At 43.6% G+C, this 15,669-nt stretch carries 16 protein-coding genes; all 16 read right to left on the reverse strand.

Going from position 1 to position 15,669, the window contains the following annotated elements:
* Positions 1-33 precede the first annotated feature (33 nt).
* The 16 genes from CXF88_RS01140 to CXF88_RS01215 all read right to left on the reverse strand — a co-directional run bounded on the left by CXF88_RS01140 (position 34) and on the right by CXF88_RS01215 (position 15,669).
* Positions 34-465: an acyl-CoA thioesterase gene (locus CXF88_RS01140; protein ID WP_101084958.1), complete on the reverse strand. Its 432-nt coding sequence runs from the start codon at positions 463-465 to the stop codon at positions 34-36.
* Entirely contained in the window at positions 466-2,028 is a 1,563-nt protein-coding gene (locus tag CXF88_RS01145) for an aromatic amino acid ammonia-lyase (RefSeq protein WP_101084959.1), read from the reverse strand. It abuts the gene before it with no gap.
* A 4-nt stretch (positions 2,029-2,032) separates the two neighbouring features.
* The gene (locus CXF88_RS01150; RefSeq protein WP_101084960.1) at positions 2,033-3,853 is read right to left on the reverse strand and encodes a glycosyltransferase family 2 protein; all 1,821 of its coding nucleotides are present in this window, start codon (positions 3,851-3,853) and stop codon (positions 2,033-2,035) included.
* The gene (locus CXF88_RS01155) at positions 3,850-4,242 is read right to left on the reverse strand and encodes a thioester dehydrase (protein WP_101084961.1); all 393 of its coding nucleotides are present in this window, start codon (positions 4,240-4,242) and stop codon (positions 3,850-3,852) included. Before CXF88_RS01155 ends, CXF88_RS01150 begins: the two co-directional genes overlap by 4 nt.
* Positions 4,235-5,602, reverse strand: coding sequence for an AMP-binding protein (locus CXF88_RS01160; protein WP_101084962.1), 1,368 nt, complete (start codon positions 5,600-5,602; stop codon positions 4,235-4,237). Before CXF88_RS01160 ends, CXF88_RS01155 begins: the two co-directional genes overlap by 8 nt.
* Entirely contained in the window at positions 5,595-6,146 is a 552-nt protein-coding gene (locus tag CXF88_RS01165; protein WP_101084963.1) for a hypothetical protein, read from the reverse strand. The genes CXF88_RS01160 and CXF88_RS01165 overlap by 8 nt, the downstream gene beginning before the upstream one ends.
* Entirely contained in the window at positions 6,146-6,394 is a 249-nt protein-coding gene (locus CXF88_RS01170; RefSeq protein WP_101084964.1) for an acyl carrier protein, read from the reverse strand. Before CXF88_RS01170 ends, CXF88_RS01165 begins: the two co-directional genes overlap by 1 nt.
* 8 nt (positions 6,395-6,402) lie before the next feature.
* Entirely contained in the window at positions 6,403-6,657 is a 255-nt protein-coding gene (locus tag CXF88_RS01175; RefSeq protein ID WP_101084965.1) for a phosphopantetheine-binding protein, read from the reverse strand.
* A gap of 27 nt (positions 6,658-6,684) precedes the next feature.
* Positions 6,685-7,539 (reverse strand): 1-acyl-sn-glycerol-3-phosphate acyltransferase, encoded by an 855-nt coding sequence (locus CXF88_RS01180; RefSeq protein ID WP_101084966.1) that lies wholly within the window; start codon positions 7,537-7,539, stop codon positions 6,685-6,687.
* Positions 7,532-8,311 (reverse strand): beta-ketoacyl synthase chain length factor, encoded by a 780-nt coding sequence (locus CXF88_RS01185; protein ID WP_101084967.1) that lies wholly within the window; start codon positions 8,309-8,311, stop codon positions 7,532-7,534. Before CXF88_RS01185 ends, CXF88_RS01180 begins: the two co-directional genes overlap by 8 nt.
* A 248-nt stretch (positions 8,312-8,559) precedes the next feature.
* Entirely contained in the window at positions 8,560-9,447 is an 888-nt protein-coding gene (locus CXF88_RS01190) for a DUF3014 domain-containing protein (protein WP_101084968.1), read from the reverse strand.
* Between the two features lie 399 nt (positions 9,448-9,846).
* Positions 9,847-11,922 carry an ATP-dependent DNA helicase RecG gene (gene recG, locus CXF88_RS01195; RefSeq protein WP_101085354.1) on the reverse strand — a complete coding sequence of 692 codons (2,076 nt, stop codon included), beginning with the start codon at positions 11,920-11,922 and terminating at the stop codon, positions 9,847-9,849.
* A gap of 140 nt (positions 11,923-12,062) precedes the next feature.
* Positions 12,063-12,671, reverse strand: a complete 609-nt coding sequence (locus CXF88_RS01200; protein WP_101084969.1) for a response regulator transcription factor — start codon at positions 12,669-12,671, stop codon at positions 12,063-12,065.
* A complete protein-coding gene (locus tag CXF88_RS01205) occupies positions 12,668-13,762 on the reverse strand; it encodes a histidine kinase (protein ID WP_101084970.1) in 1,095 nt (364 codons plus the stop codon). Before CXF88_RS01205 ends, CXF88_RS01200 begins: the two co-directional genes overlap by 4 nt.
* 77 nt (positions 13,763-13,839) lie before the next feature.
* Positions 13,840-14,520, reverse strand: coding sequence for a tetratricopeptide repeat protein (locus tag CXF88_RS01210; protein ID WP_182743270.1), 681 nt, complete (start codon positions 14,518-14,520; stop codon positions 13,840-13,842).
* 219 nt (positions 14,521-14,739) lie between these two features.
* Positions 14,740-15,669: a calcium/sodium antiporter gene (locus CXF88_RS01215; protein WP_101084972.1), complete on the reverse strand. Its 930-nt coding sequence runs from the start codon at positions 15,667-15,669 to the stop codon at positions 14,740-14,742.

Here is a 15,669-nt window from a genome sequence, read left to right on the forward strand (position 1 = left end):
ATAGTCTAACAATTACTCTGCTGCGGACACTCATTACACTTGGCTCGCATCGAGTAATGGGCGAATTTTTTGCTGAAACACTTCAGGAGTAACAAAGCATAATTCTTGGGTAGCAATCTCAACCGCGGCTTGGATGGTATAGCCCTTGGTGATGCGCGAGTTGGTGTCGGCATCAACAATTTGATAGTTAATACGTAAGCGGTTTTCCCATTCAACAATGGTGGCGATAACCTTGATTTTTTGGTCAAAGGTGCTGCTTTTAACGTACTTAATTTGCACATCGACAATGGGCCATGCATATCCGGACTCTTGCATAGTGCGATAGTTATAACCGAGTTTATCCAGTAATTGACAACGCACAACCTCAAAATAGCGTAAGTAATTACCGTGCCAAGTAATGCCCATCGAGTCGACATCGTGAAACGGGATCACCATTTCCATTTCTGTGAGTAATAAACCTTTCATTTAACACACCTCCCATAGACCCAGTTGAATTTTGTCTACTGTTTGGCGTAGTACTGCTTCTAATGGACGGTCTTCGGTAAGCAGTTCAAAATCTTCACTGACTTGAGCCAGTGTGGTGGCAAGTGAAGGTGTTAGCGAATTAGGGTCTAATTCTTTCTGTATCACCCGCAGCTGAATACCTTGGCTCATGGCCAGTAATGCGGCGGCAGCGACTTGTTCAGTCAGTTGTAATATTCGCATGCAGTCGCGAGCGGCAATAGTGCCCATGCTCACTTTGTCTTGATTGTGGCATTCAGTTGAGCGTGAAAACACACTGGCAGGCATGGTATTTTTTAATGCTTCAGCAGTCCAAGCTGAAACACCGATTTGTACCGCTTTAAAACCATGGTTAATGGCTCGGCGTTCTCCTTCTGCAGCAGATAAATTAGCCGGTAAGCCATTGTTGAATTTAGGGTCCATAACTAAAGCCATTTGACGATCAATTAAATCGGCGATATTGGCCACTGCATTTTTCATCGCATCCATGGCAAAGGCAATGTGGCCGCCATAAAAGTGACCGCCATGGAGGATATGTTCACCCTCGGCATCGACAATTGGGTTGTCGTTAGCGCTATTGAGTTCGGTTTCAATAAACTGACGCATAAAGGGCAAAGCATCTTGCAGTACGCCAATGATGTGCGGTGCACAGCGTATAGAATAGCGGTCTTGTAAGCGGTCAGAATTACGTGGATGCGCATGATGATTTAAGTCTTCGCGGATCCAACTGGCAATCTGGTTTTGTCCTGGGTGGGGTTTGGCGGCAAACAAAATTTCATCAAAATGATTTGCGTTGCCTTTAAGCGTTAACGATGCCATGGCAGTAATACGGCTTGATAAGCGAGTTAAGTACTGCGATCTGTCATAGGCTAAACAGGCGAGTGCTGTCATCACCGCGGTGCCATTCATTAACGCGAGGCCTTCTTTAGGGCGCAGGGTTAATGGCATCATGCCGAATTTCAGATAAACATCTTTGGTCGCTTGGCGTTTACCTTGGTATATCACCTCACGTTCGCCAACAAGTACTGCGGCAAGATAAGATAGCGGGGTTAAATCGCCGCTGGCACCAACCGAACCTTCTTGAGGAATTACCGGGGTAATATCATTATTGAGTAGCCATTCAATGCGCTGCAGCAGCAGATAACTGACACCAGACTTACCCACAGCCAATGAGTTTAAGCGGCAAGCCATAATCGCGCGGGCTTGCATTGGGCTAAATACATCACCTAAACCACAACCATGAAAACGGGTTAAATGTAGCGGTAGTTCATGGACTAAGTCTAAGCTGACGTTGACTGTGCAGGAGTCGCCGTAACCTGTTGTGACGCCATATACCACGCCTTCTTCATGCAGCAAACTGTCGATGAAACGGGCGCCTTTTTGAATATATTCAACATAGTCTGCAGCATCCGCCAGTTTGACCGTTGCGCCCTTGGCGACTGCGACCACTTGTTCAAGGCTCAGGTAGCTTTGGCCTAAATGCACCGTTTTTTCGGCGGCTGATGACTGTGAAGAAGTGTTGCTCATTGAATTAGTTATCCTGACTAGGTGAAGTGGTGCTGTTAGCGGGTGCAGTATTTGTATTTGACGCAGCACTTGTATTAAGTGCACTACCAGTATTAGGTGCACTACTAGTATTAGGTGCTGTACCCGTATTGACAGCACTAGCGGGGCGCGACAGCGGACGATCAATCAATTCGTCTTTATGCCAAAAATCGTAAAAATTAAACCACTGCAATGGTGCCTGTTTGGCAAAGTACTCTAAGCGTTGGCTGTACAATTTCATTGCATCAGTTAAGCGTGCAATGCGCCCTGCTCGCGGGCCTTTTAAACTATCACTTAAGTGTTCGACATGTACTTTATAACGGCCTTGTTGGCGAATGCAAAACATGGTGTAAACCGGACAATTTAACAAGCTAGCAAGAATAAATGGTCCTTGCGGAAACGGCGCTTCATGACCGAGAAAGGGGAGGTAAACCACCCGACCTTGGCTGTTTGATGAGGTGCGGTCGGCTGCAATAACCACTATTTCGCCCATATCAATTTTTTGCTGTAACAGCATAGAAGTACTGGGATCAAGTTCATTAACATGAATAAGATTAAGGCGACTTTGTGGGTTTAGCTGTTGTAATACTTTGTTAAAGTTTTCGGCGTGTTGAGTCAATACCATAACGTTGACTTTTACTTTCTGCTGGTGGATTGAAATTGCACGGCATAACTCTAAATTACCTAAATGCGACACAATCAGCACGGCTCCTCGACCAGAAGCCACTTGGTTTGCCAGAATATGACGATCGTTAAAATCGACTTGATTGAGTTTGATACGATCGCACCAAGCATCAATTCTATCTAGAGCAGCATTACCAAAAGCAATAAAGTGATTTAGACTGTCGCGCCAATGGGTGGGTTGATGTAAATCTGGATGATCTGGAACTTGTTGCTGCACTCGGGTAAGAAAATTCATCGACGCGTGACGAGCAGAAGCACCGGTTAGAAAAAAATAACCAATAACCGGATACATAATGGCTCGGCACAACCAGTGGCCGCCTAATCTATAGCATTCTGCCAGTAATTTTATGCCCCAATAACTGCCACGTTCTCCCATTGATGACCAATGTTGATGGGGGGTGTTTTTATTCAGAATTTGTGGCAAGCGAGTCAACATAGCAAAAAATAACTTAGTGTGCATCCAGCTAATGCGTACATTGTCTTGCAAGCCTTGAAAGTGGCTAATACCGTCTTCTGGGTAGATGACTTTGGTCGGCACATGAACCACTGGAGTACCTTGCCAGTGCAGTTTGACCATGATTTCAATATCAAAGTCCATCCGTTCGCCCAGAGCTTGTTGGCTTAATAACTGCTCGGTTGCCTCTAATGGATAAACCCGAAAGCCACACATAGAATCTTGAATGTCGAGACTTAAGGTTTCAACCCATACCCAAAAATGGGTGATGTAACGGCCGTATAAACGCCCTTTAGGCACCGAGTCATCATAAATCGGTTGGCCAGATATTAATGCCTGTGGCTGTTGTTCTGCAGTCGATATCATTAACGGGATATCGTCTAAATTATGTTGTCCATCAGCATCAACCTGTAATACATGGCTAAAACCATCGCGGTAAGCTTGGCGTAGGCCGCTGGTTACTGCCGCACCTTTACCACGATTAAAAGGATGGTTAATGAGCGTTACCCAGCTAAATTTTTCTGTCATGGCTTGTAAAATATAACGGGTTTCATCTTGACTACCATCATCAACCAAATAACAAGGCAGATTGAATTTTGCCAAGTCAGTTAAGGTTTGTTCAATGGCAATATGATGATTGTAATTGGGAATAACCAAGGCTAGTTTCATGAGGCGATCTCATTGACTGTCGGCGCAGTAGTCACTACTGCTGGCTTAAGCACAATACGGCCAGAGGCAAACCGTTTATCTTGATCCCGATAGCTAAAGATCAGTTTTGCTTTTTGAGGCTGATGTTCAATGACCAAATCAACATAGGTGTTGGGTAAAATGAGTTGCTGAAATTTAAGCACTTCTAATGTGGCCACTTGGGCTGAATAACCAAACGCCTCACAGCCAAGTTTGACCGCCCAATCTAATTGGGTGACACCTGGTAATACGGCTTGCTGAGGAAAATGGCCATCGAAAAAGGCTAAATCTGCACTGACAAATAAACGCCATTGATAGAGATTGTTACCGCCTTCATGGCTAACAATATGCGGTAATTCTGACTTAATCATGACTAAATAAAGCGACAATTTCTGCTTGGGTACGCTTGCCTTGGCTGTTGAGTGGTAAGTGTGCCGGGTAACGCCAGCGTCGTGGTAGGGTGATGCGCTCAAACTGGCTCAATAAATGGTTTTTTAAGGCATTATTAACCGCTAATTTCCCTTCCGCTTTGAGTGTTTGCTGGCCTAATTCGCTTAAACAGACTGCAGCACCTAACATGGTACGCGGTTGTTCTAAAACCGTGACGGCCGCTTCGCTGACAAAAGGATGAGTTTGCAGTAAATGCTCCACTTGCGCTAACGATAAGCGTTTTTCTTCAATTTTTACAATGCGGTCAAGGCGATGCAATAAACGGAACTGGCCATCTGTTAACAATTCAATTTTGTCATCACATTTTAACCATTGAGTTGGATTGTCTAAATAAACAGACTGCAGCATCAGCGCGCCATCTTGCGGGTCCATATCGACATTCACTTGGGTAAATGCTTGCCATGGTTGCATGGGTTGCTGTTGGCGTCGATATCCAATACCGCCGGTTTCAGTGCTGCCAAATATTTCAATGGGCAACTGATTAAAGCATTGTTTAACCGCTTGGGCGGCATCAAAATTTAACGGACCACCAGAGCTGAAAATTAAGCTTGGGATACGTTGTTGTTTTTGATTTTCTAGAGCATCAGGCAAGCGGGTCAATTGAGCTGGACTACTGATTAAACACAAATTTGGCATGATGGCCAAGTAATAGCTTAAGGTTTCAGGAAAGTCGATTTGTTCACTTAAGAATGCTCGGCTTGCGGCCAAAGGCCACAAAATTTTAAACAATAAACCATAGATATGCTGATGTGAAACCGTCGATACCACTGAACAATGAGGCAAATGCTCGGCAAATGTTTGCTCAAGAATACTGACTTCTGCATCCAGTTGTTGCAGTGTTTTTTTGATCGCTTTAGGCAGGCCGCTACTGCCCGAGGTGAATAACACTAATTCACCTAATGACTTGGTTTTAGGCCAAGTTGCTGCGGGTAAACTGAGTTCTTTTTTGAGCGCGATATACTCACGCACCTCACATAACGGCGTGTCGGCAATAATGGCATCAAACTCATGGTTGAGCTCACTCAAGGTGCCGCTTTGGGTGTTGGCAGGCAATATCACTTGTTTACCGGCTAACAAGGCTGCGCATAAACCAGCGGCAAATAAGTCACTGTGCTTTGCAGCAAGCAGCCAGCGCTGAGCATCACTTTGAATCAGCTGAGCATGTAAGTGGGCCACTTGCGCGCAAAACAACGATCCCGTCATGATGTCATGATGGTCAAAGCTGATTAACTGCTGCGTGGCAGGTCCTGTTGATAACCAATTGAGTAAAAGCTTATTCATGTTTTTTCAACCAAAAGCGACGATAAATCCATTCACCACTGAGCAGCAACCCCATAAGCAGGTATGCGATCAGTCCGTTGTAAAGCGTCCATATTTCAATGCTTGTTGCTATGGCGGTATAGGCAGCCACAGCACCATTAACAACAAATAACCCACACCAAAGTTTAGTGATGGTTTGTAAGTAAGATATAGCTGAGTCTGGTAAATCCGGCTCTTTTAAACGTGCCAAGCGCTCAATCATGCTTGGACCATTAATCAGTGAATAACTGAATAATCCCAACATGCTCAGATTTATCACCACCGGATAAAACAGTAACCAGTCGTTACGTTGAGTAATGAAACTGGCCGCGGTTAATCCTATGCCCACCAGTATTGGCAATGTCATGGATTTTACTTGCTGCTTAGTGACCATAAACCGTAGCAATAATAACAAACACAGCAGCAAAGCGATTGTGCCTGGTGGTAAATACTGCAAACCAAAGTACACCGCAATAGGGTAAGCAATAATCACCAAGGTCGTAATAATCTGCAGGATTAACCGCATTAGCTTTTTATTAAGCCTTCTATGGCATCAACGACATCATTGACTGTGCGCACGGTTTTAAATGCTTCTGGCTGAATTTTTTTACCCGTCAGCTGTTGCAATTTAATCACCAAATCTACCGCATCAATGCTGTCTAAATCTAGATCTTCATACAAAGAAGCTTCAAGCGTGATATCTGCTGCCTCTATTTCAAATTCATCAATTAAAATGCCACTTAGCATCTCAAGGATTTGTTCACGATTTTGCATGCTGACTCCTAAACACGTTGAGATTCAATAAAGCTAGCTAAGCTAGCAACACTGAAAAAGTGTGCTTTAGTCGCATCAGAGTTGGCTTCAATTTTGACATCAAACTCTTTCTTAATTGCTAAGCCTAATTCAAGTGCGTCGATCGAGTCTAAGCCCAGACCTTCGCCAAATAAGGCCGCATCGGTTTCTATATCATCGACAGTGACATCTTCTAGATCTAAGCAATCAATGATCAGTTGTTTTATTTGATTGTGTAAGTTCATTTTTTGTCTTTCTTATAAGTATGGCTATCAATGTGACTTGATAGGCTGTTTAAGTGTATCAAGGTAAAATTGCTGTAAGTCGCGCGTCAGCTGTCGAGCCATTTTGGCTTCATTACCTTGTTTAGCATCATACAGCAGGTATGACATGCTTGTGCCAATTTCTACTGACATATTGATGGTTTGCCGTGGAATTTGGTACCAAGATTGTTGCTTGGTTAAGCCTGCAACATCAGTACGTAACACCACGAGTAAAATATCGGTTTTAGTGCGCAAGGCAATATTGGCGGCGCCACGCGCAAAGGAGTTAACAATATTACCGGTTAATGTTCGGGTACCCTCGGGGAAAATAATCAGATTAGTATCGGTGCGCAGCACTTGCTGGCAGTCATGTAATAGCCAATCGGCGCCACGATTAGGGATGTAACCAGCGCTGGCAAGCACGCCGCGAATAAATGGATTACGCCATAAGCTTTGTTTTACAATACAGCCCGCATTAGGCATAAGACTAATCAATACCACCACGTCCACTAATGTCGGATGATTAGCGATGACCACTTTCCCTTTTGTTTGCTGTAGTGCCTCAATATTTTTGGTGCTCACCGCTATCACTCCAGCAAAACTGAGCATGGCAACAAATGCTTTAAACATCCAGCTGACGGCTTTTTGGGCCCGAGCTACGCGCACTGTTTTCTCGCCCGGCCAAAATCGTAATAGCGGTAAAATAGTTAATGAACTCAACAAGCCGCCTAAACCAAAAGCAATATAACAACACACACCACCAACCCAGCGAGGTATATAACGTAAACCGCTGAGTTTTGGGGCTGAGGCTTTTTTTTGCTCAATAGTGTCAGCAGCTTGTGCTGTATGTTGTTGATTAGGCATGATGTTCAAGCGACCAATACCAATGGCATAATTTACCTTGGATATGCTTTTTACTAGCAATATGGTGAATTAATTCGCTCAAGCAGATGTTGTTTTGGTTGTGATTGTCGAGCGGATGATCAGATACGCTAAGGGTTATTCGCTGAGCTGATGCAGGTTGTAAAACGATGTCTGCAAGCTGTTTTTTAGCTTGTTGGGCACGGCTATTGAATGGCGCGAGGTACAAACCTAAGGCCAGGGGCAGCTCGACTTCGTGAGTAAACTCACTGTATACCGGTGGAACCGGATCATCACCAAAAACAACTAATACTGGTTGTGGCGATTGCGCTAATTGCGCGTAGGCTTCAATGAGTGCTTGAGTGAGAGTTTGTTCTCCAGCGGCAATCGATGTAGACGAAGCGGTATTGTTATTAACAATACCAAAAATTCCACTGGCCGTATTGTGCACGGATTGGCTAAAAGCCATTGGCGATAACGCCTGTTTTTGAGTGATATCTTTGAGCAAGCCCAAGGTGCGCGTGAGCTCTCCATGGCGAGATGAAAAAATACTGCGGCAATTATTCTGTGGTTGGCATTGGTATGCCGCCGTAAGCATCATTTTGGTTAAGCGACTAAAGCGACGACGTTGCATAGCAGGAATATGCTTCAATGCTGGCGAGTCAGACTTAGGTGACGGGTTGCTGTTAGGCTGCTGCCATTGTAGCCAACTCTCAGGTGTCTGAAAGTCCGGCGACCATGCGCCCCATGATAGAAGCTCAAATTCTAAATGCACTACATTCCCTCTATAACGGCTTGGCTATCCTTTTCTAAGTGTTAACAATAATTATGTAATAATGAATATTCGTTAACCTTGCTAATTGTACACCTAAGTTAATGTAGATAAGAAGCTGTATGGACGAAAAAGCCTAATAGCTGATTGTTAATTCAACAAAGTGACCATTAAATAAAAAAGCGCGACGGTAACCGTCGCGCTGATAACAGATAGCTTACTAAAATAGCTTTACCGCTTGATGTAAAAGCTTATTTGTTCGCAAAGCTTTGTTGCAATTTTTTGACCGCTTCTTTAATTTTTCGCGTGTTGTCTGGCCCCATACGGATCAACAATTTTTGAGCATTAGGTAATGCTTCAAGGTTTGGATCGACATATTTATAGTTAACACTGATTGACGATAACTCAATAGGGTCTTCAATAATGGGCGCGCTAGCAATCATGCTAAAAGCCTGTTGCATACGCTTATCAAAATCAATATCACTGTAACCGAGTTCAGTAAAGGCTTCGGCAAATAGTGGTTTTAACTCAGTGTAAGTCGCGACTAAATCTTTATCGCTCAAGCCTGCTATAAAATTAGCATACAAATCATAGCGATGATAACCGTCTGGATTAAGATATGTTTTGTTGGTTATTTCACTCACGGTAAATTGCGTGTCAGGGCCTTTTAACGGGCTAGCTTTACGCACAATATCGCCTTGGGCTAGGTTATCAACAAACACCACAAATTGGCGGGCAATATCTTTTTTCAAGATCATCGGCGCTATTTTCATACCGTTGGCTATAGCTAATGTTTTTGCTTCAACAAAATCATCAGACTCAGCTAATGCAGGAAGTGGTTCTGCAACTACAGCTTCCGAAGATGTTTCAGAGTCTCCTGTGGGTACTACATCATCTGTGGTGGTAATGTTTTGCGGTTCTTCAATAGGCGTTTGTTCTATTGGTGTCTCTGGAACTGACTCTGGCAGCTCAACTGGAGTGATAACAACCGGTTCAAATTCTTCAGTGTCATCACTGGTAAAATAGAAATAACTGCTCGCGCCTAACAGGGCGATTACCGCGATAGCGATTAATAGCATGTTAGACCCTGGTTTCTCAGCGGCTTGTGGGGTAATTCGGTCTTCTTCATTAACTTGCATTTCAATTCCTTGGGGTTATTGCTAATCGATATAAATATCTTGGTGGAGTCGAAAAATACTGCATAATATCAATCACATCAGTTATCTTAACCGTTCAGAGCGTCTCAAGCTTTTCAATTCAAGGCGTATTAATATAGGAATGGTTGTTCCCTTTTAAGTTAATGCAACGCAGTACTTGAATGCTTGAAACGCTTCCGAAGGACGGGTTTCTAATTACTTAACTCTGCGTTGCAGCCTTTCAACGTAAAATGGCTATGCTTTCAAACCTTCGCCTGATTACAGCCATTTGAATTCCCGCTGCACGACCAGATAACGAATACGATTAGTATACCATTCTGCAATATTCAGCAGACTTGTCTAGTGATAACTGATGATAATGAACAATATATTAAGATCTATTTAAGCTTGGACATATTGCTGTCTATCACCTATCCAGCGTTGAATGATAGCATCTACGTTTTGAGGCACTTGCTGGTAAACGTGTGATGCCAATTTTTGGGTTGGGGCAATTAAATGTTGATCACGTATTAGATCAGCTATTTTAAGATCTGCCAAACCGGTTTGTTTGGTGCCAAGCACTTCACCTGGCCCTCGAATTTCTAAGTCTTTTTGAGCAATTACAAAGCCATCATTACTGCTGCGCAGCACACCTAAACGTTTAGTGGCGGTTTGTGACAGTGGCGCTTTATAAAGTAATACACAATGGCTAGCAATAGCACCTCGGCCTACTCGGCCTCTTAACTGGTGCAACTGTGCTAGGCCTAATCGTTCAGGGTTTTCGATAATCATTAAACTGGCATTGGCTACATCTACACCGACTTCTATGACGGTAGTCGCGACTAATAAGTTCAACTCACCCGCTTTAAATTGCGCCATAATCGCCTGCTTTTCAGCACTTTTCATTCGGCCATGGATTAAGCCAATTTTGAGCTCAGGTAGTGCAATGGTGAGTTCAGCTGCGGTGTCTTCTGCGGCTTGGCATTCAAGCACCTCAGATTCTTCAATTAACGTACATACCCAATAAGCTTGGCGATTATCGTGTAATGCAGCTTGTTTGACTCGCTCAATCACTTGCTCACGACGGCTATCGGCAATCGCAACCGTTGTCACAGGGGTGCGTCCTGGAGGAAGCTCGTCAATTACTGAGGTGTCTAAATCTGCATAAGCTGTCATGGCTAAAGTTCGTGGGATCGGAGTGGCTGTCATGATTAGCTGGTGTGGATGAAAACCTTGGCTGACGCCTTTTTCTCGTAATCCTAAGCGTTGATGAACCCCAAAACGATGTTGTTCGTCAATAATGATCAATGCCAGCTTGTTAAACACCACCGCTTGTTGAAATATCGCATGAGTACCGATGACCATTTGTGCCGCACCAGAGGCAATATCTTCAAGGGATTGTGTTCTGGCTTTACCTTTGAGTTTACCCGCCAGCCAGCCGATTTTTAGCCCAAGTGGTTCAAACCAAGTTGCAAAATTAGCTGCGTGCTGTTCAGCCAATAACTCAGTAGGTGCCATCATGGCCACTTGGTAACCGTTTTCAATTGCTTGTAATGCCGCCAGTGCTGCCACTAAGGTTTTACCTGAACCTACGTCGCCTTGAACTAAACGCATCATGGGTGTTGGATGTTGAAGATCTTGGTTTATTTCGGCAACAACTCGTTGCTGTGCTCCCGTTGGCTTAAAGGGCAGTTGCGCTAAAAAAGGGCTTAACAATTGCCCTGTAGCAGGCATTGGCACCGCGGCATCTTGATTACTGCGCTGGCGTATTTGTAACATACTCAGATTATGCGCCAGCAGTTCTTCTTGGATTAATCTTTGTTGTGCCGGATGTTGACCTTGTTCTAATTCAAAAGGGGACACCGAGCTATGGGGACGGTGCAAAATATGCAGTGCATCACGCAGGCTAATATTGTTTGGTTGTAATCCACTGGGAAGCAACTCGGGTAATCCACCCTGGTCTAACATCGCCAAGGCTTGCTCTGTTAGCTTTATCCAACTGGCTTGTTTTACCCCTTCAGTTGTCGGGTAAATAGGCGTCAGCGTGTCGCTTAATGTGACCGATTCACCAGGATGAATAATTTGATATTCTGGGTGAACAATCTCTTTATGATGATTGCCGCGGCGTATTTCACCGTAAGCCCGAATGCTGGCACCATTTTCCATGGCGTTACGTTGCGCCATCGAGAAATTAAAAAACCGTAGGCTCATCATTCCGCTGTGATCACGGACATTACACACTAACATGCGCCGCCGACCTTGCATGATTTGAGTCGACTGAATTTCTGCTTCGATGGTGCCATAACTGCCAGGAGGTAATGCGGCAATAGGATGGATTTGCGTACGGTCTTCATAACGCAGCGGTAAATGAAACAGTACATCTTGTACTGTTTTAATACCTAACTTAGCCAGTTTTTCCGCAACCTTTTTAGCAACGCCTTTAAGGTCGGTGATCGGAACAAGATCCAGTCGTAGCAAATTGTGCTCACCTAAATTGATTATCAAAGATGTAAAAACCATAGTGATTTCAAGCTATCAATCTCGAATCACTGTAATTATATACAGATGTTTAAGGTATCTTAGCAGACTTTGAATACAAGGCAATATTAAGCCGTTAATTACAACCAACCCTTTTGCTTGGCGATTCTGGCGGCATCAATTCGGTTACTGGCATTGAGTTTGCTGATGGCTTCCGATAAATAGTTTCGTACTGTGCCTTCTGCGATAAACAGCTGACTGGCAATATCGCTGGTTGATAAGCCTTCGCTTGCCAGGCGCAATGCACGTCTTTCTTTGTCGTTGAGAGGGTCTATTTCACCAATAGCGGTAAAAGCTAATTCTGGATCGATAACCCGTTTACCCGCCATCACTTGTTTAATTGCATTAATTAAGTCATCAGACGGAGCGTCTTTTAATAAAAAACCACCGACACCGTATTCTAATGCGCGTTTGATATAACCGGCTCGGGCAAAGGTGGTCAGAATAATCACTTTGGTCTGGCTGCGCTGTTGTTGTAACCATTGGCTCAGCTCTAAACCTGATTTTCCAGGCATTTCAATGTCGGTGAGTAACAGGTCAAATGAATCTGTTTTAAGTTGTTGCATCGCTTTATCGCCGTCTTCGACTTCGACAATCTCTATTTCATTTAAGCTATCACACGCTAATGTGAGCAACGCGGCGAGGGCGCCTCTTACCATCGCTTGATCTTCGGCTAATAGAATTTTCATCTAACGGGCTCACTTAGTGGCAATTGGATACTCACTTTATAATGGGGAATTAATTGATAGTCGATTGTGCCATGTAGCAAGCTTACTCGCTCTTGAATGCCTGTTAATCCGTTGCCTTTGGTGATAATTTTAACCGGCACATTCTCGATAAAATTGAGTTTGAGCCAGTCTTGGCTTGTTTCAATACACAAGGTGCAATGTGTCGCTTGGCTGTGTTTTATGGTGTTATTAATCAACTCAGTTAATAGCAAGCTGATTTGCGATTCCATGAGTTCACTGAGTTTAGGGAATGTGCCTTCTATGCTGACAGCAATAGCGTTATCTCTTAACGTGTTGGCTAAGGTGTTTAACGTTTGGGTTAACCCTTGATGTTTATAACCCGATACCGTGTGGCGAATTTGGCTTAAACAGTCTCGAGTTATCACGCTAACTTGATGAATTTGCAGCTGCGCTTGGTCGATTTTACCTGAGGTAATGAGCTTGTCTGCCAGTTCTGCTTTTAAGGCGATGGCGGCTAAGTGATGTCCCATAACATCATGTAAATCGCGGCCAATACGTTCGCGCTCTAATGCGGTGGCTAAATTGGCGACTTCATCTTTTGATTGTTGTTGCTGGCGTTTTATTCGTTGGCGATTTTGTTCAATCACACCAAACACTCCGACACCTAAGCAAATTCCCATACCATAAAAAGTAAAAAAATAGCCTGAGTAACCCACACTGATATCGATGACTAAAAGCAAAATACTCAGTCCGATAAAACTCAATATTGCAGTGCGAAGTGAGTAGAAAAAACCAACAAAGAAGCAGCAAAAACTGAATAGTGATATTGCACCACTGCTGACGAATGACGACGCTATTGCTGTGAAAAACATTAACCCAATGGGTTTGAGGGCTTGCTCTTTGCTACTGTTATAAGCCCAGAAATAACCAATAATAAAGGGCACTAATAATCCGATCGCAATCGTAATCTTTAACCATTGACCGTCCATGAAATACAAGGGAATAAAGTAAAAACCTAAGTTTATGAGGTAAACCCAAGCGGTTTTTTGCTCGTAACTTTTTTCATTATTAGATGATAAACATGATGTCATTGTGCCTCCTAGCGCAGTTAATCATAGAGTAACTGCGCGCTAACTAAAACCTATGCGAGTAATAATTAACTGGTCGATTACTGCTTTACTGTTTGTTGGTTTAACAGATATGTTGCCCATCCATACTGAGGGTCAACCTCAGTGGCGGTTTGCCAATCTTGTAAAGCCCCTTTTAAGTCGCCTTGTTCCTGTTTCGCTAGTCCGCGCCAAGTATAGGCTTCTGCATGTCCCCAACAGATTTCGTTACAAGGCTGCTCAAATTGACTAATTGCTTGGGTTGCTAATGTTTGTGACTTATCGAGGCCGCCACCAAATACGCTTGGGGTATAAAATGCATTAATTGCTCGCACTAGGCTGACTCGCGGATTGTTAGGTTCGAGATCGTTTGCTTGTTGTAATAATTGCGCTGTTTTCATTCCTAATACGGCACCTTTGCTATTATCAAACGAGATTTGCATTCCGTATACCGCAGCAAGTAGAGCTTGTTGGTCTGCAGATGGATCTTGGACTAAAAGGGATTCTAATGTGTGCTGGGCATTGTTTAATGAATCTGTAGCGAGTTGACGTTGGCCGATGATGTTGGCTGTAATGGCTAGGCGATAATCAGCATAGGCTTTTTCATAATCAATAGCTTGTTCACTGTATTGACTCAGTTCAGTGATATTCATGGTGTTAGCTGCAGCATCAATATCGCTAATATTAGCAAAGCTAGTGTGGCTGACTAAGGTTAAGCTGGTGATCAGTAGTAAGGTTTTCATGGCTATCTCCATTTACGTTTCCCCAATCAAGATGTTGTTGGGATAGGTGTAGTATGGCGATAGACGAAGGATATTCTTAGACACAAAGGTCATCAATTGAAGATGACAAATGTCATTTATTTTCAGTAGAGCTTGTTAAATATGAGTGAATATTTAGCATTTTTTATGAAAAGACCGAATCAATATTCGGTCTTTATTGTGAGTAATATTTCCGCTAACTTAAACCACTTGCATCACTAAATAACTGGTGTAGCCAAGGTAACCTGCTAACAGAACACTACCTTCACGACGACCAATACGTAAGCCACTCCAAGCAAACGGTAATACCATGAACGCGAAGATCAACATGGCGATAAAATCGATTTCGTTAAATCCGGCCGCGGAAACTGGGTGGATTAATGCTGTTGCGCCTAAAATACCGAGTACGTTGAAAATATTTGATCCAACAACATTACCGATGGCAATGTCACTTTGGCCTTTAAGAGCTGCCATCACCGAGGTGACAAGCTCTGGCATACTGGTACCAATAGCCACAATGGTTAAGCCGATGATGACTTCGCTAATGCCAAACTGTTTGGCTAAATCGACGGCACCATCAACAAATAATATGCCACCACCAACTAACATCGCGATACCAACAATGATTAATGCGATAGATAAGCCAGGGTGTTGCGGGCTGGCATCAACATCCAGATCTTCTGGGTTATTTTTGGCACTAACATAACTAAAAACTAAATAGCCAACAAGCGCGCTGAATAAAATGGCACCGTCGATAAAGCTCACTTCACCATCAAGCAGCAAAAACCACATTAATACTGAAGCGGCAATCATGATAGGGATGTCGCGCTTCACCATTTGAGATTGCACTGTAATAGGGCGAATAAGAGCGGTGATAGCTAGAATTAAACCAATGTTGACAATGTTGGAGCCGACGACATTACCTAAGGCTATACCTGGATTACCTGCTAATGCTGATTTAACACTAACGGCTAATTCAGGGGCGCTGGTACCAAATGCCACAATGGTTAAGCCAATAATAAGTGGGGCAATGCCCAAACGTAGCGCTACGGCACTGGCTCCGCGCACAAGTGCTTCAGCGCCAATGGTTAAAATAATAAAACCGCCGATAATGGATAACGCAATGAACAT

Origin of the sequence: Shewanella sp. ALD9, from assembly GCF_002836315.1 — a bacterium.
Lineage (GTDB): Bacteria > Pseudomonadota > Gammaproteobacteria > Enterobacterales > Shewanellaceae > Shewanella.

What these genes read in the sequence shown, in the direction of transcription:
- CXF88_RS01140 (WP_101084958.1), bottom strand. Translation starts at nt 465, where the DNA reads ATGAAAGGTTTATTACTCACAGAAATGGAAATGGTGATCCCGTTTCAC.
- CXF88_RS01145 (WP_101084959.1), bottom strand. Translation starts at nt 2,028, where the DNA reads ATGAGCAACACTTCTTCACAGTCATCAGCCGCCGAAAAAACGGTGCAT.
- CXF88_RS01150 (WP_101084960.1), bottom strand. Translation starts at nt 3,853, where the DNA reads ATGAAACTAGCCTTGGTTATTCCCAATTACAATCATCATATTGCCATT.
- CXF88_RS01155 (WP_101084961.1), bottom strand. Translation starts at nt 4,242, where the DNA reads ATGATTAAGTCAGAATTACCGCATATTGTTAGCCATGAAGGCGGTAAC.
- CXF88_RS01160 (WP_101084962.1), bottom strand. Translation starts at nt 5,602, where the DNA reads ATGAATAAGCTTTTACTCAATTGGTTATCAACAGGACCTGCCACGCAG.
- CXF88_RS01165 (WP_101084963.1), bottom strand. Translation starts at nt 6,146, where the DNA reads ATGCGGTTAATCCTGCAGATTATTACGACCTTGGTGATTATTGCTTAC.
- CXF88_RS01170 (WP_101084964.1), bottom strand. Translation starts at nt 6,394, where the DNA reads ATGCAAAATCGTGAACAAATCCTTGAGATGCTAAGTGGCATTTTAATT.
- CXF88_RS01175 (WP_101084965.1), bottom strand. Translation starts at nt 6,657, where the DNA reads ATGAACTTACACAATCAAATAAAACAACTGATCATTGATTGCTTAGAT.
- CXF88_RS01180 (WP_101084966.1), bottom strand. Translation starts at nt 7,539, where the DNA reads ATGCCTAATCAACAACATACAGCACAAGCTGCTGACACTATTGAGCAA.
- CXF88_RS01190 (WP_101084968.1), bottom strand. Translation starts at nt 9,447, where the DNA reads ATGCAAGTTAATGAAGAAGACCGAATTACCCCACAAGCCGCTGAGAAA.
- CXF88_RS01200 (WP_101084969.1), bottom strand. Translation starts at nt 12,671, where the DNA reads ATGAAAATTCTATTAGCCGAAGATCAAGCGATGGTAAGAGGCGCCCTC.
- CXF88_RS01205 (WP_101084970.1), bottom strand. Translation starts at nt 13,762, where the DNA reads ATGACATCATGTTTATCATCTAATAATGAAAAAAGTTACGAGCAAAAA.
- CXF88_RS01210 (WP_182743270.1), bottom strand. Translation starts at nt 14,520, where the DNA reads ATGAAAACCTTACTACTGATCACCAGCTTAACCTTAGTCAGCCACACT.
- CXF88_RS01215 (WP_101084972.1), bottom strand. Translation starts at nt 15,669, where the DNA reads ATGTTCATTGCGTTATCCATTATCGGCGGTTTTATTATTTTAACCATT.